Source organism: Stenotrophomonas sp. STK16_22 (genome assembly GCF_051984505.1).
Taxonomy (GTDB): domain Bacteria; phylum Pseudomonadota; class Gammaproteobacteria; order Xanthomonadales; family Xanthomonadaceae; genus Stenotrophomonas; species Stenotrophomonas maltophilia_A.
On the sequence record NZ_CP196972.1, the window covers coordinates 2495060 to 2520845 of the forward strand.

Here is a 25786-nt window from a genome sequence, read left to right on the forward strand (position 1 = left end):
GCACGGCGCGGTTTCGCGCGATGCGTGAAAGACATCCACACATGGCGTGGATCTACTGCGGGGTGTCCAACTCCATCGCACGCATCACGATGGGTTTGGCCCAGTCCGGCGTGTGCAGCAGTTCGGCCACCGAGACCGGATACTGCAGCTGGCCGCGCTCCATCGCCAGCACCGGGAGGGGCGCGACGCAGCCTTCTGCGTCGGCCGGCGCGCTGTTGTCGTAGACATGCAGCTCAGCCAGGTGCGGCAGCAGGTCCAACAGGTTCTCGCGCGCCGAATCGAAGCGGGCGTGGATCTTTTCCACCGGAATATCGTGGCCACCGGCCTCTACTCGCGCCGCCACGCGGGCGATGTGCAGCTCGACCGTGGCCAGGCCACAGAACCAGATCGCGACGTGATGGTGCTCGCAGGCCTCGCGAAGCAGGCGTGGAATGGTGTTGCCACCCAACGTGGTCTCGAAGGCGAAGTCCGTGCCATCGGCCATGGCCTGGCGCAGGCGGCGGGTGCCTTCCTGCCAGGCCTCGGCATTGGCTTCGGGCAGCGGCCAGCCAGCCTCGACCAGGCGGCGGGTGAACGAATCGGGGTTGAACCAGCTCAGTCCTTCGGCTTCCAGCCAGGTACCCAGCAGCGAGCTTTTGCCGGCGCCATTGACGCCGGCCAGCACCAGGATCCGCCCCATCGTTCAGAGCGGACGGCCGAGGGTGACCTTGCGGCCACGGCGGATCGGCTGGCCCAGCACCTTGCCCAGCCCCTCACCGCGCTGCAGGCTGGCCAGGGTCTGGTCGAACTCACCGCGCAGGCGCAGCAGTTCTTCACTGCGCTCATCGGCGTCACCGCCGGCGGCCTTGGCCAGCAGCTCCTGGTACGTGCGGATATCCACGATCACCGCTTCCGGATGATTGTGGTTGGTGATGACCAGTGCCTGCTTCTCGCGCACGGTGCGCATCAGGCTCGGCCAGCCACGGGTCTTCACCGACGAGGCCGGGGCCTTTTCGAGGCCAGGCAGATCCAGCGGCAGGGTCATGGCACGGCTCCAGACGGGGATAGTTGAGGCCATTATGCCCAATTTGGCCCAATTGGGGATAAATGGACCTTTACCTGACGGAACCCTCCGCCGCCGCGCCCGGAGCATCGGTCTGCAGCAGGCTGTCGCGCTCCCGCAACGGGAAGCGGATCCAGGCATCCAGGCCTTGTGGGCCAAAGCGCAGCTCCCCGCTGCCAGCCAGCTCGTACGGCACGCGCTGCTCGATCAGCGCCCGGCCCAGGCCGCGCTGGCGTGGCAGCTCCCAGTCCTCCACCTCGGCATGACGCTCGCACCAGTGCAGGCCCAGCCATGGCTGGCCGGCCTGAACCTGCAGATCCCAGGTGACCTCGATCCGGCCATCCTCATGGGTGAGCGCGCCATGCCTCAGCGCGTTGGTCGCTAATTCGTGGATCGCCAGGGACAGTACTTCGGCTGCTTTCGGCGGCAGCAGCACGTCCTCGCCCTGCAGGCGGTAGGCGGCCGCTGCCGGCGTCTGCGCAGCGATCTCCTCTTCGAGCATGCCACGCAGGCAGACGCCGGCATTGGCACCACGGGTCAGCAGGCTCTGCGTGCGTGCCAGCGACATCAGTCGCCCGCACAACCGTTCAGCGTATTCATCCACACTGCTGACCGACTCGCGGGTCCGCCAGGCGATGGCATGGATGGTCGACATGATGTTGCGCACCCGGTGCTGCAGTTCGGCCAGCAATACCGATTGACGCTCAGTGGCACGCTTGAGGTCGTCGATGTCCACCGCGATGGCAAATACCCCGCTGACCTCACCGTCGCCATCGCGCAGGGGCGCGGCAGCGACCCGGGTCCAGCGCGCGCGGCCATCATCATGCAGGTACTGGAACTCCAGCCCCGGCACCACGGTCTCGCCGCGCATCGCGCGGGCGATGGCGAAGTCGTCCGGTGCAATGGGGGTGCCATCGGGATGGCAGCCGTGCCAGCGATGCTGGTTGTCGGCGTCTCTGGAAGGCACCTTGCCGGTGGGCAGATAGGCGCGCATCTGATCGTTGGACAGCAGCATGCGGCCCTGCAGATCAACAATGCACAGGCCGACCGGCAGCATCCTGAAGGCCAGCTCCAGGCGCCGCTCGCTCTCGCGCCGCCGTAGTTCCTCGCGCTCGCGCGCGGCCAGCGCAAGATGCGCGGCGGTGGTCTCCAACATCGTCACCAGCACGCCGTTGATCCGCCCTTCCTCGCCGCGGATCGGGCTGTAGGTGATCGTGAACCAGATGTCTTCCAGCCGGCCGCGCCGGACCAGCGGATACAGTTTGTCTTCGAAGGTGAGCGTCTCGCCCTGCCAAACCCGGGTATAGAGCGGCCCGTTGATGTGCCACACCTCGGGCCAGCACTCGCGGGTCGGCTGGCCGAGCCCGCCGGGATGCTTGTCGGCCAGGATCTCGGCATAACCATCGTTGTAGAGCTGCACCAGCTGCTCGCCCCACAGCACGATCATCGGGAAACCATGGGCCAGCATCAGGTCGACGGTGGCGCGCAGATGGGGCGGCCACTGCTCGCAGGCACCCAACGGCGTGGATGACCAGTCGTGGCGGGCGATGCGCGCGGCCATGCCATCGTGGCGCACATGCAGCTGCGGTGCAGGTGGCATCTGGCCACGCAGCTTGGCGGCGTGGATGTCTTCAGGACGGCGCGACATGCCGCGCAATCAGGCAATGCCCGCAGAGACCTGCGGCGCCGCCACCAGCGCGGCCAGCTGCTGCACCAGCGCTTCGATGTGATAAGGCTTGGTACAGCGCGGCGCGCTGGCAAAGCGGCTGGGCAGGTTGTCGTCGTAACCGGAGGTCAGCAGGAAGGGGATACCCGTCTCGGCCAGCCGATCGGCCAGCGGATAGACCTGCTCACCGCCCAGGTTGATATCCAGCAATGCCACATCGATGGGATGGGTATCGACCAGCCGCCCCAACGCCTGCAGATCACCGGCAGGCCCCACCACCTGTGCGCCTTTCAGCTCCAGATAGTCGACCAGGAACATCGCGATGGCGAATTCATCCTCCGCCACCAGTACACGCAGCCCTTTCAGGCCCTCTGGTTTGTTGCCCGCTTCCAGCACGACCGGCGCTCCTCGATACACGCGGCCCACCTCCGCCGCAACGCCCGCAGGATGCGCGAACCGGGCTACAAGGGCGCGTGATGATCGATGAAGATCGGCGCCATGGCGCATTCACTCCGGCATTGCAGCGGCACGTTCAGAATGCACGCTCCCATTTCAGGCTGAGCAGGCTGCGGTCGTGGCTGTACAGCCAGCCGACGCTGCTGTCGATGCGCGCGTAGCGCAGGCTCAGGCTGGGTACCAGCCCGGCCACGGCAAGGCGCTCGCTGCGCACGATGGCGATCAGGTTCTGTTCGCTGTCCTCACGCCGCGCCTCCAGCAGCGGACTCCACGCGTCGTAGTCGCGCTCGCGCAACGAAACGAATACGGTGGCGGTGGTGCCACTCCATTGCCGCGCTGCACCCAGCCGCACGCCGCGCTGGCGGTAGCCGTTGGCTGGGTTGGCAGCGCTGCTGTCACTCAGGTCCAGCCCGGCAAAGAGCGTCCAGCGCGGGTTGAGCGCACGGAACCAGGTGGCATACACCGCGGCCAGCTCACCGTCGTAATTGCTGGCCAAGCCACGCTGGCGATAGCACTGGCGCTTCCAGTCGGCCTCCAGCTTGAGCAGGCTGCGCGCGTCCAGCGCATATTGCCATTCGCCATGCAGCCCGCTGCCGCCCTGCAGGGCCCGGTTGCCGAGGCCCTGATAGTCATAGCTGGGGGCGATCTGCAGGGTATGCCGTGCGCTACGCCAGCTGTAACCCGCCTGCACGTTGGCATTGAGCTCGTTGTAGGCGCTGTGCCCACGCCATGCCTGGCCGAATGCGAGGCCACGCACGTACACGCCATGGTGGCCCTTCAGGGCCCAGCGACGTTCGAGGTTACCGTCGTAGTCCAGGCCCATGGCGCGCTGGGCATCGGGAAGATTGCGCTGGATGATGCAGGTGTCGCCTACCCCGAACAGGCAGGTGCGGCTGGCCGAACTGCGGTTGATGTTGTCGCTCCATGCCGGGCCGGCGGACAGCGCGCCTTTCCAGCGCTGGCGCGCCTGCAGCGCAGCCAGATAGGCGTCCACCCGTCCGCGTACACCTGCGGTGGCGGGGTCATCGGCACTGATGCCATCCGCGATCGCCGTGAACAACGCCACCGCATCGCGATCGCGCTGGTCTTCGGCGTAGACGCGCGCAAGTTCAAGGCGGGCCGGCAGGAAATCCGGCTGTGCCTCCAGCAGCGCCTCGTACTCGTTGGCCGCGCGATGGTGATTGCCGGCCACCCGCGCCAGGCCGCCCTGCGCATAGTGGCGCAGCAACGGGTCGTGGCCAGGCAGTTCGATGTATTCATCCAGGAAGCGTTGCGCGGCGCCCCATTGCTGATGCTGCAGTGACAGGTACAGCGCCTGGCCCAGATCATCGACCGTGCGCTCCACGCGCAGGGTCTGGCCGTCGATGGTGATGGTCGGTCGCTCCGACTCGGCCCGCTGCAGGCGCTGCTGGTCCTGCTGCTGGTGGCGCAGGTCGGTGCCCTGTTCGAGCACGCGGCGAAGATCGTCCTGCTGGGCGCGCACGTCGGCGGCCGCCAGCAGCAGAACGACAAGGAAGATGGGATGGCGCATGGTCGATCCGTGGTGGTGCATGCAGCGGGCCGAAGCAGGGACTGGCGGATCGCGGCTTGTCCCTGCCCTGCCCTTCAGGGGCGTGGCAATCAGTTCTTGCTGCCGCCGAAGGCGGTGTCGTACTGGCTGTTGCCGCTGAAGGTGGCGATACCGGCCAGGGCAGCCGCGTTGGCGCCGAAGAACTGCCCCTGGGTGGTGCCGGCAACGCTGCCGTTGGCGGTGGCCGAACCCGCGAACGATGCGTCGGCACTGTTGATGTTGGCAACGATGGCCAGGTTCAGGCCGTTGCCCGACAGCGCACCATCCAGGGTGCCGGCGCCGAAGTCGGCGTCGAAGGTGCCGCTCAGCAGGTTGCTGCCGTTGAACTTGTTCAGGCCAGCAACGGTGTAGGACGCCACGCCAGCAGGCAGCGTGGTGCCGGCGCGGTCACCGACGAAGTAGACCTGGCGGTTGTTGAAGCCACCGGCGGCGCCATCCTTGGACCATTCACCGAACCAGACATCGCCACTGCCGACCTTGACGAAGTTGAAGTGGCCCATGCCGGCGTGGCTGCCCGGTGCGCCGGTGATCGGCATGGCCAGGGTACGTACCGTCACGCCATTGACGGTGGTCGGTGCCGAGTAGGCGCTCAGACCCTGGAAGTCCACCGGCTTGGCCTGGGACACGGTACCGACACCGATACCGGCCTTGCCAGCGCGGTGCGGGCCGCCATTGACCTGCGATTCGCCAACCGCCACATACAGCTCGGCATCGGTCTTGGCACTGGCGGCACCGACGATATCGGCAGCATGCGCGGCACCGACCAGAGCCAGCGAGGCAGCAACGGCGAGAACCGAACGGGAGATCATTTTCATGGTATTGCTCCTTGGTTGAGGGAACTACGGGTACAACGCTTGAAGGTGGGAGATCAGAAGCGTGCGGTGACGCCGAGCTTCAGGGTGCGACCCGGGGCCGGCAGCGTGGACCGCGTGGCTGGATCGACGTAGTAGCGGTTGCCGAGGTTGCTGCCGACCAGTTCGACGCTGGCATGCTCGTTGAAGCGCCAGCGCGCATAGGCATCGACGGTGGTGATGTTTCCCCAGGTGAACGGCACGTTCTGCCAGAGCAGGCCGCTGCCACCGCTCAGCAGGCGGTCACGGTAGGCCTGCAGATCAGGGTTCTCGTGGCGCTGGTAGTGCACGATGCGGCTGCCAAGCTCCAGGCGCTCATCGAACAGGCGCGTGCCCAGCGACCAGTTGATCGACAGCTTGGGAATGGCCTGGGTCAGCAGGTAGCCACCGACGAAACCATCCTGCACGCAGTTCGGGACCAGGCCGCGGTTCGCATCCAGGAGCACCGCCGTGCTCTCGTCACACACCTCGTTTTCCAGCGTGCGGGTGATGCCCAGATCGGTGAAGAAGCGCCGGTTGTCGAAGCGGGCCTGCAGTTCGATGCCACGGATGGTCTGCTTGTCGATGTTGTCGAACAGGAAGTTGCCATCGCGCTCGATCACGTCACGGGTCTTGTGCACGTAGTACGCCAGCTTGACGTCGGCATCGGCGGTGTTGCCGAACAGGGCCGACAGGTTGTGCACGTAGCCCACTTCGTAGTTGTAGGCGTGCTCGGGCTTGAGCGCATGCAGCGGATTGAGGCTGCCGGAGAAGGCGATGGTGCTTTCGAACATGCTCGGGAAGCGCACCGCTTCGCTGTAACGCACGTAGGCACGGGCGGCCGGGGACAGGTGTGCAGTGGCCGAGAAGGTCGGCAGCCAGGCATGGTCGCGGCGGCGGCTGTTGCGTGCATCGACCGGCTGCGACTGTACGCTGTTGCCGATGTTGCAGACCTGGTCGCTGCCGGCAAACACCGGCTGCACGCCGGGAATGGCCGCCACTTCGCCATTGAGGCAGGGATTGCCGGCGCGGGTGTAGTTGCCATCGGCATCGGGCAGCCAGGGCCGCGTGTACCTGACCGGACGCGGCGTCTCGTACGGCGCCAGCAACGCACGGATGCTGTCATCGATGAACCAGCCCATGCCGCGCTTTTCCCATACGGCGCGGCGTGCTTCCAACGCGTCGATGCGGGCCTGCAGATTGGCGGGACGGGGCGGCAACTCGTTCACGGTGTACTGCGCTTCCTTGCCACCTACGCCCTTGGTCAGCAGCTCGGGGTGCGCCTCGAGGAAATCGTCGAAGGCCCAGTAGCGGCTGTAGCGCACGCCTGCATTGAGGGTAAGGAAGTCGACCGGCCGCCACTCCAGGGTGAGGTAGCCCTCGCCCTCCTGCCGGCGCCCGGCACGCGGGAACATGCGCCAGCCATCGGTGGTACCGAAGTACGGATCGCTCGAGCCGAGCTTCTCGTACTGCCAGTTGCCGCCCACGGTCAGGTCCAGGGTCGAATGCAGGGCGAAGCGGTTGCTCAGGATCAGGCCGGTGCGGTCGTTGCGCGCGTTGGCCAGCGCGGTGTTGCGCAGGATCGGGCTGGCGTCCGGGTTCCATGCCGGATTACCCACTGCGAAGTTCGGGAAGCCGCCAGCACTGTAGGTATCGCTGTCCGTCTCCGTGCGCCACAGGTTGGCGTAGAGGTCCAGCCAGCGGCTGCCGGCCGGTTGGAAGCGGTATTCCAGGTTCCAGGCATCGGACGCAACCCGGCTGAGCGGCCACTGGATGCGCCCGTAGTCGGGCGCGGACAGGATGCGCGACGGCATGATCTCGCCGTAGTGCGACAGCGTGCGCCGCCAGGTGGCCTTCAGCTGCTGGTCGTCGTTGATCTGCCAGCTGCCCTTGACCAGCCAGGACTCCTGTTCGCTGGAGGTATTGGGCACTTCATCGCCCGGTTTGAAGTAACGTGCCAGCGTGGTGATGTAGTCGATGCCCTGGTACTCGTACTGCTCGCGCCGGTCCTGGTCGTAGTACGCGCTCCCTTTGCTGCCGGAGAAGTAGTTGCCGCGCTTGCGCCAGGCGTAGGCGGCCATCAGGTCGACGTTGTCGCCGCGTACGCCCAGTGCCAACCGCCAGGCCTGGTCTTCGCCATCGAAGGGGTTGTTGCCGCTGCGCGACTTCACCGGCACCACCAGGGTGCGGTCGTCATAGGGTGAGTTCGGCGAGCCCTGCGGGAACCCCGGCACGGTGCGGTAATCCTCGCCGGTGTGCAGCCTCGGCAGGCGCGGTGCCACCGCATTGCTGCTGCCTTCGATCTTCAGCTCCCCGCCGAAGCGCTCGCCGGCAGCAACAATGTCGTCAACGTCGATGGTCTTGATCACCAGCGCACCGCCGATCCCGCTGTGCACATCGCGCACCAGCCCTGGCCCCTTGATGACCTGGATGCCACCAATCAGGTTGGGATCGATGTAGTTGCGGTTGCTGACGCCGTTGTAGCCGCGCCAGACCGTGAGCGCCTGTTCGCCACCGTCGATGCTGACCGGCACCCGCCCGGGCCCCTGGATGCCACGGATGTTGACGTCCAGCGCGCCGCTGTTGCGCGCATCGCCGCTGAACACGCCGACCAGATCCTTGACCACGTCGGCCGGATTGGAACCACGATAGCGCTCCACCCGGTCGCGCCCCGAATACGCCGTGGTCAGGTCCAGCGCGAACACATCATCGTAGCCGCGCCGATCGCGCGCCTCACCCCCTTCCGACTGAAGGCGACCGGCCACGTCCAGTGTTTCGGTCACCCGCACCCCCTCCCCTTCACCCGCCTCCGCTGCGGCCCGCAGGCTCCAGGTACCGTCCATGCCGCGCTGTGCGCGCACGCCGCTGCCGCGCAGCAGCTGCTGCAGGGCCTGCATCTGGCTGTACTCGCCACTCACCGCACTGGAGCGGCGGCCCTCCACCAGGTCACTACGGAACACCACCTGCACATCGGCCTGGCGGCCAAAGGCACGTACGGCATCAGCCAGTGGCTGCTCCGGGATGGCGTACTGGCGCACCGGCGCGACGATCGCCGGTTGTGCCTGCACGGCCGGCACCCAGGCCAGCGGCAGCAATGCGGTGGAAACGGCCAGGGCCAGAACGGTGGCGCGACGATGACAGGCGGATGCCGTGGACGGCATGGACAGGAACTCCTCAAGCGTGGCTGGACCACGGGCACATCCGGTGCCGGTGGTGTGTCTGGCTTGAGGAAAAACGGTGTTTCGCTCTGGCTATACCTCTATAGACAGCGGGACACTGCAGGTGCCCACGGTTTTTTCATGCTTTTTTCATGCCGCGTATTCCGCCATGAACCGGCGGCACCTCACCACAGCACCAACGCGCCACCGGGCAAGCGCTGCACGCGCAGTCCTGCCTGTGCGGCCACGGCATCGATGGCCGTCTCCGGCTGCTGCAGGTGGAACAAGCCACTGACCCGTACGCTGGCACCCTGCCCCCCCAGTACCCAGACCGGGGCACGACGGTAGCGCGCCAGATCGGCGATGGCCTGCGCGGCCGGCCGATCATCGATCACTACCTCGCCCCGCCGCCATGGCGCCACGGCCTCGGGATCTTCCAGCCGCACAGGCTGCAGCCAGCGACCGTCACGGAACGCCCGTGACTGCCCCGCATGCAGGCGCTGTACGCTGCCATCGCCCGGACGCACCTCGACCACACCCTCGCTGACCTGGGTGGTGACCGTGGTATCCAGCATCGACACACTGAAGGCGGTACCGATGTCACGTACCAGGCCGCCCACCGCCTCGACCTGGAACGGGCGCGCCTCGTGCGCCACCTGGAACCAGGCCTGGCCGCGCAGCAGGCGCAGGTGCCGCTGCTGGCCATCGAACTCGACCGCCAATGCGGTGCCCGCATCGAGCACGGCAGTGCTGCCGTCGTCCAGCTGCACCACGCGCGGCGCATCACTGCTGCGCAGGTCACTGCGTGCCAGCAGCAGCGCGTGCGGTGCCGCCGTCACCATCAGTGCGACGGCGGCGGCACTGGCCAGCAGCCATGGCAGGCGACGGCGCGGCGCGATCGGGCGCAGGCCCTCGCGATCGGTGGTGAGCTCGGGCAGCGCCGCCAGCACGTCGGGCCCGGCGGCATCCAGCCCCTGCCAGAAGGCCTGCTGCTGGCGCCAGGCCAGCGCATGGCGCGGATCGGCCTGCAACCAGCGCTGCAGGGTTCGTTGCTGGCGTTCTGGCAGCGGGCCTGCACTGCACCGGATCACCCAGCGCAACGCCTGCCTGGCCTGACGCGGCGAGGGTTCGGACGTGGTCATGGTTGTGGCCTGCCGCACCACGAACGGGTGCGCTTTCCTGTTGTGACAACGGCGGGCGCGATCTGCCCACTGCAATCGCCGCTCATCGATGCATTCCCTGCTGGTGCTGCTGGATCAACAGTGCCGCGCGCAGCACATGCTTGCCGACCAGGCTCTTGGAAATACCCAGCCGTGTGGCGATCTCGCGCTCGCTCAGGCCCAGGTAGCGGTTGAGCACGAAGCACTCGCGGACCTGCGCTGGCAGCGCGAGGATGGTCTGGGTGATCTCGCGCAGCTGTGCCTGGTCCAGTGCCTGGGCCTCGCCGTCGTGGCCCGCCTCGGCCATGTCGGCGGCGTACTCGGCCATCGCGCGCCGCTCGCGTGCGTCGGCCTGGCTGCGGTTGAGCGCATGGTGATAGGCCATCCGGTACAGATAGCCGCGCGGCTCCAGGATCGGTGGATCACCGGGCACGCTGCTGGCCTTCAGGTACAGGTTCTGCAGGGTGTCCTCGGTACTGGCCGGGTCGAGATAGCGCGCGATGAAGCGAGACAACGCACGGCGCTCGCGGATCAGCAGCTCGACCAGCGCCAGGGCATTGGGAGACATAGGTGCCAAGGCCGGACCGGGGAATGATGGGCGTGATGGCGACGGTCCGGACATGGATTGTGGGCTGCGCGGCCGCAGGCGGCAAGCGAAAGCCCGTCGCGCGGCACCAGGATCATCCACGCATGGCGTGGATCTCCCAGGCGGCGCCGGATCCAGTAGATCCACGCCATGCGTGGATGCGGAGCCTACGGTTCGTCCAACGCCTCGAAACGCTCGGCGAGGTAATCGATCAACGCACGCACCGCCGGCAGCAGCCCACGCCGCGAAGGGAACACCGCATGCACGATGCCGTATTTCGGCACCCACTCGGGGAGCACCGGCAGCAGCGCCCCGCTCTCCAGCTCATCGGTGATCATCATCCGCGGCAGCATCAACAGCCCGACCCCGGCCACCGCGGCTGCGCGCAACGCGATCATGTCATCGCTGACCAGGCGCGGGCGGTGATGCACGCTGGCCTGGATCTCGCCGGGCCCACTGTATTCCCACACATGCTGCTGACTGGGCGAGGCCAGATCGACGGTCGGCATCATCGCCAGGTCGGCCGGCACCTGCGGCGTGCCCAACCGTTGCAGCAGCGCCGGGCTGGCACTGGTGCACCAGACCCGGCGTGCCAGCACGCGCACCACCAGGTCGCTGTCTTCCAATGGCGGCGGCCGTACCCGGATCGCCACATCCACGCCCTCGCCCACCACGTCCACGCGGCGGTTGGTGGCGTCCAGCTGCACCGTCACCTGGGGGTGCAGGGCCAGGAAGTCGGCCAGCATCGGGCCGATGCGCGCGTGCAGGATCGCGATCGGGCACGCCAGGCGGATGGTGCCGCGCGGCTCGGCGCGTGACATCGCGATGGCTTCCTCGGCTGCTTCGGCCTCGACCAGCATCGCCTTGCAGTGGCGGTAGTAGCCCTGGCCGACCTCGGTGACCGAGAAGCGCCGGGTCGAACGCTGGATCAGGCGCACGCCCAGGCGTTCCTCCAGCAGCGCGATGCGCCGGCTCAGTTTCGACTTCGGCATGGCCAGCGCCCGGCCGGCCTGCGAGAAGCCGCCGTGCTCGACCACCATGGCGAAGTAGAACAGGTCGTTGAGGTCGCAACGGCGGATATCAGCGGTGAACACGGGGCGATCTCCTGTGGCGCAAGGCCCGCACCAATTGTTCACCAGACAGGACTATGACGGCAAATATTGGCGTCTACCGGCCCCATTGTCGCGGCGATATCGTCCCCTGCAACGAAGAACAGCGGCCGGCAACCCCGGCCAGGAGATCGCCATGAAGCGTGTCACCGGTACCTACAGCGCCCCCCGCCCGCACTGGGTGGGCGACGGATTCCCCGCCCGTTCGATGTTTTCCTACAACACCCACGGCCAGCACCTGAGCCCGTTCCTGCTGCTGGACTATGCCGGCCCCTACACCTTCGCCCCCAGCGATACCCCGCGTGGGGTCGGCCAGCATCCGCACCGCGGTTTCGAGACGGTCACCATCGTCTATGAGGGCGAGGTCGCGCACCGCGATTCGACCGGGGCCGGGGGCACCATCGGCCCGGGTGACGTGCAGTGGATGACCGCCGCCTCCGGCATCCTCCACGAGGAATTCCACACGCCGGAATTCAGCAGGCGCGGTGGCACGCTGGACATGGTGCAGCTGTGGGTGAACCTGCCGGCACGCGACAAGATGGGTGCGCCGGGCTACCAGACCCTGCTCGATGCAGACATTCCCTCGGTGGATCTGCCCGACGGCGCCGGACGCGTGCGGGTCATCGCCGGCCGCTTCGACGGCCACGCCGGCCCGGCGCGTACCCACACGCCGATGGATGTCTGGGACATCCGCCTGCAGCAGGGCCACCACGCCGAACTGCCGGTGGCCGATGGCCGCACGCTGGCGCTGGTGGTGTTGAAGGGCCAGGTCCGGATCAACGGCGGCCAGCCGGTCGGCGAGGCGCAGCTGGTCACCTTCGACCGCAGCGGCGAGGACGTGTTCGTCGACGCCGACAGCGACGCCACTGTGCTGCTGCTCAGCGGCGAGCCGATCGACGAGCCGGTGGTGGGCTATGGCCCGTTCGTGATGAACAGCCAGGCCGAGATCAGCCAGGCGGTCAACGATTTCAACAGCGGCCGCTTCGGCCGGATCGCGCACTGAGCGCTTCCGCGCGGCGGGTGATGACCCGCCGCGCCAATGGGCCATCGCCCACCTTCCCCAGGAGACTGACCATGAGTACCCCCGCCAACTTCAATGGTGCCCGCCCGGTGATCGATCCGGACAACGCCGCGATGCTGCTGATCGACCACCAGAGCGGCCTGTTCCAGACCATCGGTGACATGCCATTCACCAGCGTGCGCGCCCACGCCACTGCGCTGGCGAAGATGGCCACGCTGGCAAAGATGCCGGTGATCACCACCGCCTCGGTCCCGCAGGGCCCGAACGGCCCGCTGATCCCGGAGATTCACGACGCGGCCCCGCATGCCCAGTACGTGGCGCGCAAGGGTGAGATCAACGCTTGGGACAATCCGGAATTCGTTGCTGCAGTGAAGGCCACCGGCCGCAAGCAGCTGATCATCGCCGGCACCATCACCAGCGTGTGCATGGCCTTCCCGTCGATCGCCGCCGTGGCCGATGGCTACCAGGTGTTCGCGGTGATCGATGCCTCGGGCACCTATTCGAAGATGGCCGAAGAGATCACCCTGGCCCGCGTGGTGCAGGCCGGCGTGGTGCCGATGGACACCGCCGCGGTGGCCTCGGAAATCCAGCGCAGCTGGAACCGCGACGATGCCCAGCAGTGGGCCGAGGTCTACACGAAGATCTTCCCGAACTACCAGCTGCTGATCGAAAGCTACCTGAAGGCGCAGGACGTGCAGAAGAACCAGGAGCAGCTGGATTCGCAGCGCAGCTGAGCTGCCCCCGGGGTGCCGGCCAGCCGCCGGCCCCCTCCCAACCGGAGACCCACCATGTCCAGTGAACCGATCCGCGACCCGGCCAGCGACCACCTGCTGACCCCGCAGAATTCCGCCTTCATCATCATCGACTACCAGCCGGTGCAGGTAAACTCCATCGCCTCGATGGACCGCCAGCTGCTGGTCAACAACATCGTCGGCACCGCCAAGGCCGCTGTGGCTTACGGTCTGCCGATCGTGCATTCGACGGTCAACGTCAAGACCGGCCTGAACAAGCCGCCGATTCCGCAGCTGCGCAAGGTGCTGGGCGACTACCCCACCTACGACCGCACCACCATCAATTCCTGGGAAGACGTCGAGTTCCGCAAGGCGGTGGAGGCCACCGGCCGCCGCAAGCTGATCATGACCGCACTGTGGACCGAAGCCTGCCTGACTTTCCCGGCCCTGGATGCGTTGAAGGAAGGCTATGAGGTGTACGTGGTGGTCGATGCCGTTGGCGGCACTTCGCTGGCGGCGCATGATGCCGCGTTGCGCCGCATCGAACAGGCCGGGGGCCAGCTGATCAGCGTGCCGCAGTTGTTCTGCGAGCTGCAGCGCGACTGGGCCCGCTCAGAAACGGTGCCGGCGTTCATGAACCTCTTCATCGAAACCGGTGGTACGGCAGGCATCCAGTTCTCGTACGATCGTACCGAGTGATTTCGTGGCGGCGCTGGCCTTGGCTGGCGCCGCCTTTTGGAGCAGTCGAGCACGGCTCGACTTTACAGTGGGTTGGTCGAGCATGGCTCGACGCTATAGACAGATGGAGACTCCGATGGCCTACGCGCGCATTGTTTCGACCGGCGACAACTACCTGCACCACATCAGCAATGGAAGCTTTGATGTGGATGCGGACGAGCCCGCCTCGCTGGGCGGTCAGGGCAAGGGCTTCGCGCCCTTCGATCTGTACCTGGCCTCGCTGGCGGCCTGCACCGCCATCACTCTGCGCATGTATGCGCAACGCAAGGGCTGGGAGCTGGGCGAGTTCCATGCCGAGCTGCGCTCGGAACGCGACGAAGATGGACGCTTCCACGTGCACCGCGTGCTGCATGCCAGCGCCGAGCTGAGCGATGCGCAGTGGCAGCGGTTGCTGGAGGTGGTGGAAAAGACCCCGGTGACGCTGGTGATGCGCGAAGGTGCGCGCATCACCAGTGAGCGCGGCTGAAGGAGGTCTGGCCCACCTGCGGCGGATCTTGGCCGGTTCCTCGCTTGTTCCGGCCTCGCCCCTGTTCCAAGCTGCGCGTCCGCGTTCGGATGCAGTGAGCGCGCAGCAACAGGAGGACCGCACGCGATGTTACGTGCCCATGCTTTGGATCTGGATTTCAACGGCCGCGCCCTGCTGGCCGACGTCAACCTGCACCTGCCCTCAGGTGCCCGCATCGCCCTGATCGGCGACAACGGCAGCGGCAAGAGCTGCCTGCTGCAGATATTGGCCGGTACTCTGGTGCCCAGTGGCGGGACCATCATCCGGCGCGATGGCGCACGCATCGCCTACGTGCCGCAGCACGTACCGGATGACTCCTCTCGCAGCGGCGGCGAGCAGATGCGCCATTCGCTCGCCCGCGCGCTTGATGCCGAGCCCGACGTACTGCTGCTCGATGAACCCAGCAATCACCTGGACCGCAGTGCACGCCGCTCGCTGATCGCGCGCCTGCGCCAGTTCCATGGCGCGCTGTTGGTGGCCACCCACGATGAAGCCCTGATCGATGCGCTCTGTAATGAGCTCTGGCACATACGTGGCGGGCGCGTGAGCCACTTCGGCGGCCGCTACCGCGACTATCGGGCGGACCTGCAGCAGCGACGCGAGGCCAGCGACCGGCAGCTGCGCCAGCTGGATCAGGAGCGCGGCCAGGCCCATGAGGCGTTGATGCGCGAACAGCAGCGCGCTGCCAGCTCGCGGGAACGCGGTGTGCGCAAGGTGGAACAGCGCAAGTGGGGCGGCGTGCGTTCAGCCACCAAGCTCGGCCGTGGCAATACCACCGCCGGCAGCAAGCAACTGCTGATCCGTGAGCAGCAGGAAGACATCGTGGCTCGTCGCAATGACCTGCAGCGGGAGACCATCATCGAGCCTGCCTTCGCGTTGCCGGCCGGCTGGCGACGTGAGGGAGTGGTGGTGCAGCTGACCGACGCCAGCGTGGCGCATGCCACGGAAACGGTGCTGGGTGGACTGCATCTGCGCCTGGATGTCGGCGATCGCCTGGCGATCACCGGTGACAACGGCAGCGGCAAGTCCACGCTGGCACGCGCGCTGTGCGGCGACCCAAGCATCCGCCGTGATGGTGACTGGTTGCTGCCGCCAGCTGATCAGATCGCCCTGCTCGACCAGCACTACCGGGACCTGCCGATGCAGGCCACGCCTCTCCAGGCGCTGTCTGCCCAGATGCCGGACTGGAGCCAGACCCAGTGCCGGCTGCACCTGGCCGACTTCCTGTTCCGCGGCGATGCCACGGCGCAGACGCCCGTGTCCGCATTGTCCGGTGGCGAACGGGCGCGGCTTTCATTGGCATTGATGGCGGCCAAGCCCCCAGCGCTGCTGGTTCTGGACGAACCAACCAACAACCTGGACATGACGCTGCGGATGCACCTGCTGCAGGTGCTGCGGATGTTCCCGGGCACTTTGGTGGTGGTGTCGCATGACGACGCGTTTCTGCAGGCGCTGGAACCGGGACAGGTGCTGGCGTTGTAGCTGCGGCCGAGTGTGGCCTATCCACATACGGCGTGGATCTACTGTAGAGCCGAAGGCAACGGCAGGGGCTGTTGCCAACGTCGCGTGCACCCGCCCGAAAAGCCGAGCATGGGCCCGGCTCTACGGAAGGCTCAGCGCCGCGAATGCAGCACGGTGCGCTGGCGCATCGCGTTGAATTCCTGCTCCACCTGCTGGATGTCCTCGGCCTGGAAACCGGCCGCATCCAGCAGCTGGTCGGCGGCAGCCGCCGCCAGCGGATCATCGTCACGCTGGCGCCAGCAGCGCGCCGGCAGGAAATAGCCCACTTCGCTGCGCCCGCGCATGATCACCACCGGCCGGCCCGCATACAGCAGGAACTCGGCCAGGTGCTGGCGCAGGCCCTCCACTGAAACATAGGCCGGTCCAACACCCAGCATCTGGCTGGACGGTTCGGGACTCTCGAACAGCTTGCGACGGCTCATCCACTCCTCCTTTTGAACAACGCGTGGTCTCCTTTCCTTAGACGGGCGCATCGCTGCGCCCCCGCCACGCACTACGTGATCCGCATCACGCCCGCCACTCAGAAGCCGGTGTTGAACTCCAGCTGGAACACGTCGATCGACAGCGGCGCACCGGACACTTCCTTGGCCGCCATCCACTTGCCGCTGATCCAGCTGCGCGCGTCCAGCGCGTAGGCACCGCCCACGTAATAACCGCGGGCGTTGGTGCCGCCCAGGTGGAAGTTCGGATCGTTGTAGGCGTCGGGCAGCGCGTCGGCCTCAATGTGCTTGTAGCCCAGCAGTGCCTGCCACTGGCCCTTCTCCTTCAGCTCGGTGGCACCGAAGGTGGCCTGCAGCATCCAGGCGGTGTCGCCGCTGCGGAAGGTATCGATGCCGACAGTATCGCCGGCGCCGTAGTTGTTGACGATGCCGTTCTGGGCACGACTGAACATGGCCTGCTTGTCGTAGGCCAGGTTGCGGATGTAGTCGCCATCCAGGCGCAGACCGATGCCCTGCGCCAGCTGCGTGTCCCAGCGCAGGTTCAGCGTGGCCAGGCGGAAGGCCGAGGCCAGGCCGACATACTGCGGGGTCGGCGTACCGGCCGGATCCACCGGATTGCGCGCGATGTTGCGGATCAGCATCAGGGTGTTGCCCTTCTGCATGAACGCCGGGCGCGACCAGTCGGTGTCGCAGCCTACCGCGCCCGAATACAGCGAGCACGTTGAGGACAGGCGGCCGCTGATGTTCTTGAAGTCGTAGTAGCCCAGCGCGGCACGCAGCGCGTTGTCATCGTTGAAGCGCCAGTTCACGCCTACCTGGGCACCGGACAGCCACTTGTTCTCGTTCGGAGTCTTGACCTTGCTCTGGCTCGGCGAGCTGTCGGAGGTGTACTCCAGCGGCACCACCGCGAGGTTGCCGAACAGGTCGAGGTCGCCACCATCGAAGTCATACTTCAGGTTCGCGGCCAGGCCATCGAAGTTGAGATCGCTGGAGAACAGCGTGTCGCTGGTCCAGAACGGATTGCCGAAGCGGCCGCCACGCACCGTCACCCAGTCCGCCGGGCTGTAGGCCAGCCAGGCCTGGTCCAGCCACACGTCCTTCTTGCTCAGGCCGCCGCCGAGCTGCTCGGTGGTCGACACCGGGCCATTGCTGCTGCCGCTGGCCAGGCGCACGCCGGCCGTGGTGTGCTGGCCAATGGTTGCCTCGATGCCCAGGCGGGCACGGATGCGCCACAGGTTGCGGCGGTCCTGGCGGGTGTTCAGCAGCGGCGGCAACTGCAGGTTGGTATTGGTGTTGGTGTCGAAGCCGTTGCCGGCGTTGATCGACGACCAGTTGCTCACGATGTCGCTGTTGCGCTCGGAGTAGAAGCGCGACTCGCTGCGCACACGCATGTCACCGGTGACCTTGATGCGCTTGGTCCACTCGGCCACTTCGTTGGGTGCCGCCCAGCCTTCCGACTTCGCCTGCGCCATCACGTCCTGGCGCACTTCGTCACGGATACCGTCGCGCACGCTCTGCGGTACGTACGGCACGCGCACGTCACCGGCTTCCAGTGCCACGCCACCGCTCGCTGCGGTGCTGCCCGTGGCTGCAGTGCGCTGTGCGGCCGCCGCTTCGGCCTCGGCCTGCACCAGCAATGCCTGGCCATCTTCGGGCTTCAGCGCACCGCTGGCGATCAGGCCCTTGATCAGCTTGACCATGGTGGTTTCGGCGGCCATCGCACCGGCCGGGGCGGCCAGGCTGAGCAGCACGGCGCAGCACAGCAGCGCCCGTCGGGCCGGCCGCGGGCGGCGGGAGTCGGTTCGTGCGCGGACGTGGTCGTTCATCACGGTTCTCATCGAAAGAAGGGAAATCACGGAGGTCGGGAATCAGGCCCCGGGCCGGCGGCCCTGGATCAGGACGCGGGCGGGGAAATCGAGTGACGGCGGCGGTGCCTGGTCAACCTTGCCGATGCGACGCAGGGCATCGAGCACGGCCGCGTCGGCCTCCTCGTTGCCACTGCCGCGTACCAGCTCGACCTTCTCCAGGCGGCCGTCGTTGGCCAGCCACACATTCACCTGCAGCTGGAACGCCAGGCGCTTGACCTTGTCGTCGCGCGAGATCGCCTGCTGCATCAGGTAGCCCAGGTAGCGGCCGTAGGTAGCGTTGCCGGCGCCACCACGGCCAACGCCGGACGAACCGCCACCACTGCCGGACTGGATACCGAAGTTGTCACCACCGGCCTGCGCATCGGCGTTCATCGTTACCGGATCGGCGTTGTCCGGCGTCGGCGTCGGCTCTTCGGCCGGCGTCGGCTGATCCAGCGGCTCCGGCTCGGGCATCGTCTCTTCCGGCGGCGTCTCCGGCTCCGGTGGTTTTTCCGGGGGCGGCGGGGGCGGCGGCGGAGGGGGTGGCAGCGCCAGCATCGGCGGCTGCACCACCGGCCGACGGGTGCTGGCGGTGTCCTTGAACAACAGCCACCACACCGCGATGCCGAGCACCAGCAACGCGGCCAGCACCAGTGCCACGGTCACCAGCAACTGGCGACCGCGCATGCCGGGCTCCGGCCGAGGGGGTTGATGGGCCGTCATGCCTCAGCCCTGCGCCTTGCCGGTGACCAGGCCGACCTGGGCCAGCTCCAGGCGCCGCAGCAGGTCCAGTACCTCGACCACGCGGGCGTACTGCACCTGCGCATCACCGCGCACGATCACCGGGAAATCCGGTGTGGTCGCGCGTTCGGTACGCAGCCGGTCTTCCAGCTCGGCCATCGTCACCGGGTAGGCATCCAGGAACACCTGGCCACTGGGGTCGATGGTGATCGCCTTGGTCTTCGGCTTTTCCAGGGCCACGCTGTTGCTGGCCTTCGGCAGGTTGACCTCGATGCCGGGGATGGAGGCGTTGCTGGTCAGGATGAAGATCACCAGCACCACCAGCAGCACGTCGACGAAGGGCGTTACGTTGATGCCCTTCTCGCGCTTCTTGATGCCGAACTTCGCCTTCTGGCCCATGGCGCGCCCCTCAGCCCTGGACCGCGGCCGGGCCGCGCCCGTCCTGCTCTTCGGCCAGGCGCGCGGCGAACTCGTCGATGAACACCGCCATGTCCGCGCCGATCGCTTCGGCACGCGCACCCAGGTAGTTGTAGCCGAACAGTGCCGGGATGGCGACGCCGAGGCCGGCAGCGGTACACAGCAGCGCCGCGGCCATGCCTGGCGCCACCGAGTTGATGTCCACCGCGCCGGCCATCGCCGCCACCACGAACACCAGCATGATGCCGATTACGGTGCCGAACAGGCCCACGTACGGCGCACCTTCGATGGTGGTGGACAGCCAGTTCATGCGCCGCGCCATCGCTTCCTGCTCGCGCACCATCACCGCATCCATCGAGGCGCGGATCGCGGCGATGGTGGCGCCGCTCAGGTAGCCACTGTTGCCGTCGCGCTGGTGGCGCTGCTGCATTTCGTCGATGGCCACCTGGTAGATGCGCCACAACGAACCATCGTGCATGGCGGTCGGTGCCTTGCCCTGGCGATCCATGTCCGACAGGGTACGCAGCGGCACGCCGGACAGCTTGCCGAAGCTCTCGGTGAACACCGCATTGGCCTTGCTGGTACGGCCGAAGTGGCGGCTCTTGGCGATCATGATCGCCCACGACAGCAGCATCATCAGGCCAAGGATGGCGACCACCACCCAGGCATCGAACGGCATCGCCTTGAGGATGAAGGCGAAGTGGCTCTGGCCGGCCGACTGCTCGTCGGCACCGTAGCTGATCAGGCGTGAATCGGCGCCCTGCGCGGTGGCGTCGGCCAGCAGCAGCGCCGCCGGACGTGCAACCCGCGAGATGCGCAGCTCATCCAGAGCGCCTTCGAAGTTGGCCAAAGGCTGTGCAGCACCCGGGGCATCGGCGCCCACCACCGGCGCGGTACCCATCGCCGGCAGCTCGCCGCTCAGCTGGGCCACTACACGGCCGTTGAGGTACAGCTGCAGCGCGCCCTTCTCCGCGGTCAGTGCCACGTGCGCCCACTGCCCTTCCGGAATCGGCTGTGCCGGCGTGCTGCGCTGGCCATTGAGCTGCACGAACGGCACCCGGTTCTCGATACCGACCACCAGCTCGGAGGCGCCATCGCGACGGGCATAGATTGCCTGCGCCGCATTGTTGCTGCCCGGCTTGATCCAGGCCGAGAGGGTCAACGGCGCGCCCGCTTCCTGTGCCAGCGAGGCGCTGGCCGGCAACGGCAGCGGGCCTGCGCCCAGCTGCACGCCACGACCGATCACCGCGCCTTCGGACGGCGGCACGACGGCGCCGGCATTGTTGCCGTAGGCGGTGGTGTCGCGTGCAGGCGCATTGGCTTCGGCGAAGTGGTAGACCAGCGTGTAGTCCGGGTCGAACACCTGCTGGCCGTTGCCGCTGGCCGGGGCCTTCTCGTTGCCGTAGTACATCCAGATCGTCTGCGGCGCGGCGGCGCTGACTGCCGGCACGTCCACCCAGACCAGGGCCAGCCCCAGCTTGGGATCGAACTGTTCGATCTGATGGGCCAGCACGGTGCGGCCATCGCCCGACACGAAGCGCAGGTCGTTGCCCGCGTCCTGGGTACCGTCGAAACCGAAGTTGCCGGTATGCAGGCGCAGCAGCAGCGGCGTGCGGCCCGGGTCACCGGCCAGGCCCGCGCCCTGCGGGCCGGCATCGACGGTGATCGGCTTGCGGTACTTCCATTCGGCCTGCCACCAATTGGCATCGGCCGCAGCAGCAGGCAACGCAACCAGCGCGGCCAGCAGCAGCAACACTCGGGAAAGCAAACGGTCCATGCGAAGGGTCTCCGGAGAACGCATGTTCAAGGGAAGGGTCAGTAACTGGTGCTGATGTTGAAATGCAGGCGTGGGTCGTCCTTGCGCGTGACCGGGCCATCGGCATAGGGCCAGGCGTAGTCCAGGCGCAGCTGCAGGTGCTCACCCAGGCGCAGCTGCGCGCCCAGGCCGACCGAGACCAGGTTGTACTTGTCACGCTGTTCGGGCAGCGGCTGGCGCAGGCGCAGGTAGGCGGCGTCGGCAAAGCTGTAGACGCGCAGATCCGTGCCGCTCCACAGCGACCACGCCGGGGTACGCCATTCCAGGCTGGCCAGGCCGCCGTAGTCGCCGATCGCCTCGGCCGACAGATAGCCGCGCACGGTGTACATGCCACCGGCGGCGAACTGCTCGGCCGACACCAGCGGTGCGTCGGTCACCTGCAGCGAGCCGCGCGCGTACCACTGCCAATCGCTGCCGAAGGTGTGGGTGTTGGCCACATCGGCCTTGAACGCGATGAAACTGGGGTCCGCCCAGTAGCGCTTCTGCCCGAATCCGATGGCATCGCTGCCATAGCCGAACAGGCGGCGGGTGCCGGCCACCAGCTGGGTGTTGATGCTCAACTGATCCTGCTCGCCCTGGCGCACACCGACAAACGCCAGGGTGATCGGCGCGTACTTCAGCGGCGTCTTCAGGCTTTCCTTGCCCATCTGCGTGTCTTCCTCGGTGTCCTTGAAGTCCACGCCGAGGCTGAGCTGGCGCCACCACTGGCTGCTGCCGGCCAGTCGATAGTTGAGCTTGAGACCGATCGAATGGCCGTTGCCGATCACATTGGTTCCGGTGCCGGTACCGACCTGTCCGCCCGCGTTCAGCACGCGGCTGTCGGACTTGTAGCCGGACGCTTCCAGGCTCCACGGCGTGCCCTCGAACGGCATCATGTACGAGGCCGAGAACACCTTGGCCTGCTTGGTATCTTCCGGCGCCAGGTACACGCCGATGTTGGCGCTGTGCCCGCGCTTCCACAGGTTGTCGTAGGCCAGCGATGCACTCAGGCGCAGCTTCTCGGTGTCGGCGCTGTGGTCGTTGTTGAGCGCCGCGCTGGCACGCCACGGCGACTTCTCCTCGACCTGCAGGTCCACATCCATCGTGCCCGGCACCTGACCCTCGCGCACCAGCGGCATCACCTGCCGACGTCCACCTTCATTCAGCGCGGTCAGTTCCTTCTGCGCCTGGTCGAAGTCCGGCACCTTGCCCTCGGCAAGTGCCGGCACGCGTTCGCGGATGCGTTCGGACGATTCGTGCTTCGTGCCTACGACCCGCAGCTGCCCGATCGGCGTCTGCTGCACCTTCAGCAGCACCACGCCACCACTGACCTGCTGCTCGGGCAGCTCGACGTAGACCGACTGGTAGCCTGCCTGCTGGTACAGCGCATTGACGGCATCGCGCGCCTTCTCGACATCGGCCAGGGTCTTGCCCGGGCCGAGGAACGGCTCCACCGCACGTTCGATCTGGCGCGGATCGAGCACGGTGTTGCCGCGCACGATGTATTCATTGATGTTCACGCTGGGCGCAGGCGCCGCGTCCTGCGCGAACAATGGCAGCGGCATCGCGGCCAGAGCCAGCACCAGCGGATGCAGGCGCAGCGGAAGGCGGACGGCTCGGCACGGAACAGGAGTCATCGAAGGCATCGCGTCGTATCGAAGGGAGTGGCCAGGGAGCGGCGCGTGGGTCTATCAACAGGACGTGTACGTCGCGTCAAAACCGCCAATAGTTTTGTGACAGTGCTGTCATCTTTTGACAGCGCCGGAACAGTTGCAGGCGGACACTGTCTTCGCCATACGTCTTCATTGCTGAGCGTCGGTTTTCGCAGGAGATTCAAGATGGGTGAGTCGTTGAAGGCGGGCCTTCGCCCTGCCCTCGCCCTTGCCTTGTTGCTGGCGTTGCCATCGGCCTGGGCCGGAGAGACGAAGAAGCAGGACGATGCCGCACCCTGCATCGAAGTACAGGTCAACGGCGAGCGCATCCCCGCCTGGGAGTGCCTGCAACGCAAACTGGCCCCGGCACCGAAATCGGCGAAGTCACCGGCGCTGCCTGAAGCCGAACGCCTGATGCGGCAGCCGGGCAACCAGCTGATGCAGTACAACCTGGAAGGCACACGACAGCGCATGGGCGATGCCTTTGGTCGTTCGGTGGAACCGCAGCGTCCGGCGCGTTGAGCCTGCGCAGCTGTAGAGCCGGGCCCGCGCTCGGCAGGATTCTGTAGAGTCGAGCCATGCTCCACTGGATTTTGTAGAGTCGAGCCTTGCTCGACTGTTCTTCCAGACGCAGCCGAGCGTGGGCTCGGCTCTACAGGGAGCCGGCGGGCACGATGCCATCGCTTGGCACCGGTGGCAGCGCGGGCACCGGCAGGCTGCGCGATTGCCCGGCCTGGTTCAGTTCCACTGCGCTGGCACTGATGCTGGCCAGTACCGTGCAGGGTCCGAGTCGTTGGCCGGGCGCATACGCTTCCGCTGGGCGTCCATCTACCGAGAGCAGGGCCAATGGCGCATGGTCACCCGCCATCACGCCCAGCACCACCACCTCGGTCTGCACCGCGCCGGGCGACAGCAGCCGCACCAACGGCAGGCTGGCCACTGCATCGAACATCGGCCGTACCGGCGCCTCGGCATGCGCTTCGCTCGCGGCCGCCGCTGGCGCCACCGCAGACAGGGTGACGCTCCAGTAGGCCACCACGGCCAGCAGCAGCGTCGCCGCCAGCAGGGTCAACATCCGATTCCGATCCCAGCGCCTGCCGTCCATGTTCCACATCATCGCCACGTTCGTGTCCGCCTACGCTAGCAGGTGCGGCTGACGCTTTTGTTTCATCATGCGGGCCTACGCTGGCACGCATCGGCAAGGGACAGGAGGCAATGTCGATGCGACGCATCCCGCGTGGTTTCACCCTGCTGGAACTGATGGTGGTGCTGGTGATCATCGGCATCTGCACGGCAGGCATCGGCCTGGGCCTGGGCAGTCTGCTCGACCCCGCGCGCCAGCTGCGGCAGGAAGGCGAACGCTTGGCGCAGCGCCTGCAGGTGGCGCGCGACGAGGCCCGCATCGATGGCCGCCCCCTGCGTTGGCAGGCCGACGCAGCCGGCTATCGTTTCAGCCGCCTCGAAGGCAGCCGCTGGGTCACCGTTGAACGCGATGATCTGCTGCGTCCACAGAAGTGGCAGGCTGCAGGCATCGCGGTGCAGCCCACCAACGCCATCGAGCTGAGCCCGGAGTGGATCGGTACCGCCTGGGAGCTTGGACTGTCGCTGGACGGCCGCGCACTGCGTCTTCGTGATGATGGCAGCGGACAATTGCAGGTCGTGCAGTGAAGCAGACGGCGCGCGGATTCACCCTGATCGAGGTGTTGATCGCGCTGGCGATCGTATCGATTGCACTGGCTGCGGTGATGCGCTCGGTGGCAGTGGCGACCGACGATCAGTCACGGCTGCGCGACCGTCGCCTGGCGCTGTTGTGTGCACAGGACCGCTGGCAGGAGCTGCGCCTCGCCGGGCAGCCGCCGCAGGATGCGCGGCAGCGCTGTGTGCAGGGACGCGGCAGCTTTCTGGTCCTGCAGCATCTGGGCACTGGCAGTGACGGGCAGCCGCAACTGGAATTGACCGTGGTGGCCGAAGATGCACCGCGACAGTCGCTGGCGCGGATGCAGCTGCCGTGGACGGCGGCGCAATGAGGCGCGCCGCACGCGGCTTCACCCTGATCGAGGTGATGATCGCGATCACCATCATGGGCGTGCTGGCGCTGATCTGCTGGCGTGCGCTGGACAGCGTGGCCAGCAGCGACCAGCGCCTGCGCCAGGCCGATGCCGGGACCACGACGGCGCTGCGCGTGCTGCAGCAGTTCCAGCGCGATATTGAAATGCGTGCCGACGATGCGCTGATGAATGGCGCGGTGCGCCCGGCAGATCGTCCGCAGCGATTGCTGCCCCCGTCGCTGGTGAGCGAGCGGCACCCGGATGGCAGCTTCGCGCTGGAGATCACCCGCAGCGTGGGCAGCGATGGGCTGCACTGGCAGCGGGTGCGCTGGTGGCGGCAGGGCAGCACGCTGTGGCGGGCCAGTGGTGCGGCTACGGACCGGTATCCCCTGCCCGCACCGGATCCGTCGAAGGGCATTGCGGTGGCGCGCGATGTGCAGCGGTTCGAGGTGCGGGCGTGGCAGCCTGGAACGGGATGGGCCGTGTTGCCGAGCGAGGGCGAGGTATTGCCGGCCACCGGACTTGAACTGCGGTTGGGCCTGCGCGATGGGCGTGGGCCGTTGAGTTACCGGCGGGTGCTGGAGCTTTAGGGCGCTTTCCTGCAACGCATCCACGCATGGCGTGGATCTACTGCCGAGCGGCTTCTACTGCCAGGCCTGCTCTGGTGGGTGCCGACCGTTGGTCGGCACTGGAGCTGGCCAAGCCATCCACGCATGGCGTGGATCTACTACCGAGCCCACCCGGTGGGTGCCG

At 67.1% G+C, this 25786-nt stretch carries 26 protein-coding genes; 9 read left to right on the top strand and 17 right to left on the bottom strand.

The features are described from left to right. Positions 1 to 52: 52 nt before the first annotated feature. The 10 genes from ACSYAO_RS11515 to ACSYAO_RS11560 form a co-directional block, all read right to left on the bottom strand. On the bottom strand, positions 53 to 679 hold the full coding sequence (locus tag ACSYAO_RS11515) for an AAA family ATPase (RefSeq protein ID WP_049462504.1): 627 nt from the start codon (positions 677 to 679) through the stop codon (positions 53 to 55). Positions 680 to 682: 3 nt separating this feature from the next. Further along, complete coding sequence (locus ACSYAO_RS11520) at positions 683 to 1024, bottom strand: type II toxin-antitoxin system prevent-host-death family antitoxin (RefSeq protein ID WP_149908536.1); 342 nt, start codon at positions 1022 to 1024, stop codon at positions 683 to 685. 70 nt (positions 1025 to 1094) lie between these two features. Beyond that, complete coding sequence (locus ACSYAO_RS11525; RefSeq protein ID WP_049462501.1) at positions 1095 to 2690, bottom strand: PAS domain-containing sensor histidine kinase; 1596 nt, start codon at positions 2688 to 2690, stop codon at positions 1095 to 1097. Between the two features lie 9 nt (positions 2691 to 2699). After that, the gene (locus ACSYAO_RS11530) at positions 2700 to 3104 is read right to left on the bottom strand and encodes a response regulator (protein ID WP_024956513.1); all 405 of its coding nucleotides are present in this window, start codon (positions 3102 to 3104) and stop codon (positions 2700 to 2702) included. 136 nt (positions 3105 to 3240) lie between these two features. Next, entirely contained in the window at positions 3241 to 4695 is a 1455-nt protein-coding gene (locus ACSYAO_RS11535; protein ID WP_149908537.1) for a porin family protein, read from the bottom strand. Positions 4696 to 4784: 89 nt separating this feature from the next. Continuing rightward, on the bottom strand, positions 4785 to 5549 hold the full coding sequence (locus ACSYAO_RS11540) for a Slam-dependent surface lipoprotein (protein ID WP_032129432.1): 765 nt from the start codon (positions 5547 to 5549) through the stop codon (positions 4785 to 4787). A 53-nt stretch (positions 5550 to 5602) separates the two neighbouring features. Next, positions 5603 to 8725: a TonB-dependent receptor gene (locus ACSYAO_RS11545; RefSeq protein WP_049399755.1), complete on the bottom strand. Its 3123-nt coding sequence runs from the start codon at positions 8723 to 8725 to the stop codon at positions 5603 to 5605. A 182-nt stretch (positions 8726 to 8907) separates the two neighbouring features. Next, positions 8908 to 9864: a FecR family protein gene (locus tag ACSYAO_RS11550; RefSeq protein ID WP_049462498.1), complete on the bottom strand. Its 957-nt coding sequence runs from the start codon at positions 9862 to 9864 to the stop codon at positions 8908 to 8910. Between the two features lie 82 nt (positions 9865 to 9946). Next, complete coding sequence (locus tag ACSYAO_RS11555) at positions 9947 to 10450, bottom strand: RNA polymerase sigma factor (protein ID WP_049462496.1); 504 nt, start codon at positions 10448 to 10450, stop codon at positions 9947 to 9949. A 185-nt stretch (positions 10451 to 10635) separates the two neighbouring features. Continuing rightward, positions 10636 to 11562, bottom strand: coding sequence for a LysR family transcriptional regulator (locus tag ACSYAO_RS11560; protein WP_440565541.1), 927 nt, complete (start codon positions 11560 to 11562; stop codon positions 10636 to 10638). 151 nt (positions 11563 to 11713) lie between these two features. Between ACSYAO_RS11560 and ACSYAO_RS11565 the strand changes: the two genes are divergently transcribed. The 5 genes from ACSYAO_RS11565 (at position 11714) to ACSYAO_RS11585 (ending at position 16054) form a co-directional block, all read left to right on the top strand. Next, positions 11714 to 12580 (top strand): pirin family protein, encoded by an 867-nt coding sequence (locus ACSYAO_RS11565; RefSeq protein ID WP_049462492.1) that lies wholly within the window; start codon positions 11714 to 11716, stop codon positions 12578 to 12580. 71 nt (positions 12581 to 12651) lie between these two features. Continuing rightward, positions 12652 to 13332, top strand: coding sequence for a hydrolase (locus tag ACSYAO_RS11570; RefSeq protein ID WP_071227966.1), 681 nt, complete (start codon positions 12652 to 12654; stop codon positions 13330 to 13332). A gap of 54 nt (positions 13333 to 13386) precedes the next feature. Beyond that, positions 13387 to 14028, top strand: a complete 642-nt coding sequence (locus ACSYAO_RS11575; RefSeq protein ID WP_005409869.1) for a hydrolase — start codon at positions 13387 to 13389, stop codon at positions 14026 to 14028. A gap of 115 nt (positions 14029 to 14143) precedes the next feature. Next, positions 14144 to 14533: an OsmC family protein gene (locus tag ACSYAO_RS11580; RefSeq protein WP_032129425.1), complete on the top strand. Its 390-nt coding sequence runs from the start codon at positions 14144 to 14146 to the stop codon at positions 14531 to 14533. Positions 14534 to 14659: 126 nt separating this feature from the next. Continuing rightward, the gene (locus ACSYAO_RS11585; protein ID WP_049462489.1) at positions 14660 to 16054 is read left to right on the top strand and encodes an ABC-F family ATP-binding cassette domain-containing protein; all 1395 of its coding nucleotides are present in this window, start codon (positions 14660 to 14662) and stop codon (positions 16052 to 16054) included. A gap of 131 nt (positions 16055 to 16185) precedes the next feature. On the opposite strand, the gene ACSYAO_RS11590 is transcribed toward ACSYAO_RS11585, so the two are convergent. The 6 genes from ACSYAO_RS11590 to ACSYAO_RS11615 all read right to left on the bottom strand — a co-directional run bounded on the left by ACSYAO_RS11590 (position 16186) and on the right by ACSYAO_RS11615 (position 22970). Further along, positions 16186 to 16515 (bottom strand): hypothetical protein, encoded by a 330-nt coding sequence (locus ACSYAO_RS11590; RefSeq protein WP_005409871.1) that lies wholly within the window; start codon positions 16513 to 16515, stop codon positions 16186 to 16188. Between the two features lie 98 nt (positions 16516 to 16613). Then, the gene (locus tag ACSYAO_RS11595) at positions 16614 to 18359 is read right to left on the bottom strand and encodes a putative porin (protein ID WP_049462487.1); all 1746 of its coding nucleotides are present in this window, start codon (positions 18357 to 18359) and stop codon (positions 16614 to 16616) included. Between the two features lie 42 nt (positions 18360 to 18401). Then, positions 18402 to 19067: a cell envelope integrity protein TolA gene (locus ACSYAO_RS11600; RefSeq protein WP_049462486.1), complete on the bottom strand. Its 666-nt coding sequence runs from the start codon at positions 19065 to 19067 to the stop codon at positions 18402 to 18404. 39 nt (positions 19068 to 19106) lie between these two features. Then, positions 19107 to 19520 carry an ExbD/TolR family protein gene (locus tag ACSYAO_RS11605; RefSeq protein ID WP_005409874.1) on the bottom strand — a complete coding sequence of 138 codons (414 nt, stop codon included), beginning with the start codon at positions 19518 to 19520 and terminating at the stop codon, positions 19107 to 19109. Positions 19521 to 19530: 10 nt separating this feature from the next. Then, positions 19531 to 21315 carry a DUF2341 domain-containing protein gene (locus ACSYAO_RS11610; protein WP_049462483.1) on the bottom strand — a complete coding sequence of 595 codons (1785 nt, stop codon included), beginning with the start codon at positions 21313 to 21315 and terminating at the stop codon, positions 19531 to 19533. Between the two features lie 38 nt (positions 21316 to 21353). Continuing rightward, on the bottom strand, positions 21354 to 22970 hold the full coding sequence (locus ACSYAO_RS11615) for a ShlB/FhaC/HecB family hemolysin secretion/activation protein (protein WP_049462481.1): 1617 nt from the start codon (positions 22968 to 22970) through the stop codon (positions 21354 to 21356). A gap of 201 nt (positions 22971 to 23171) precedes the next feature. Here ACSYAO_RS11615 and ACSYAO_RS11620 point away from each other — a divergent pair, with 201 nt between their 5' ends. After that, positions 23172 to 23507, top strand: a complete 336-nt coding sequence (locus ACSYAO_RS11620; protein WP_049462479.1) for a hypothetical protein — start codon at positions 23172 to 23174, stop codon at positions 23505 to 23507. Between the two features lie 130 nt (positions 23508 to 23637). On the opposite strand, the gene ACSYAO_RS11625 is transcribed toward ACSYAO_RS11620, so the two are convergent. Then, entirely contained in the window at positions 23638 to 24102 is a 465-nt protein-coding gene (locus tag ACSYAO_RS11625; RefSeq protein WP_180862749.1) for a general secretion pathway protein, read from the bottom strand. A gap of 104 nt (positions 24103 to 24206) precedes the next feature. Between ACSYAO_RS11625 and gspH the strand changes: the two genes are divergently transcribed. From gspH to ACSYAO_RS11640, 3 genes are read left to right on the top strand one after another with little or no spacing between them, the layout of a single operon-like run. Continuing rightward, positions 24207 to 24653, top strand: a complete 447-nt coding sequence (gene gspH / locus ACSYAO_RS11630; protein ID WP_049462512.1) for a type II secretion system minor pseudopilin GspH — start codon at positions 24207 to 24209, stop codon at positions 24651 to 24653. Continuing rightward, positions 24650 to 25012 (top strand): type II secretion system minor pseudopilin GspI, encoded by a 363-nt coding sequence (gspI, locus tag ACSYAO_RS11635; protein WP_032128115.1) that lies wholly within the window; start codon positions 24650 to 24652, stop codon positions 25010 to 25012. Before gspH ends, gspI begins: the two co-directional genes overlap by 4 nt. Then, complete coding sequence (locus ACSYAO_RS11640; protein WP_049462478.1) at positions 25009 to 25623, top strand: prepilin-type N-terminal cleavage/methylation domain-containing protein; 615 nt, start codon at positions 25009 to 25011, stop codon at positions 25621 to 25623. Before gspI ends, ACSYAO_RS11640 begins: the two co-directional genes overlap by 4 nt. The last annotated feature ends 163 nt before the right edge of the window (positions 25624 to 25786 follow it).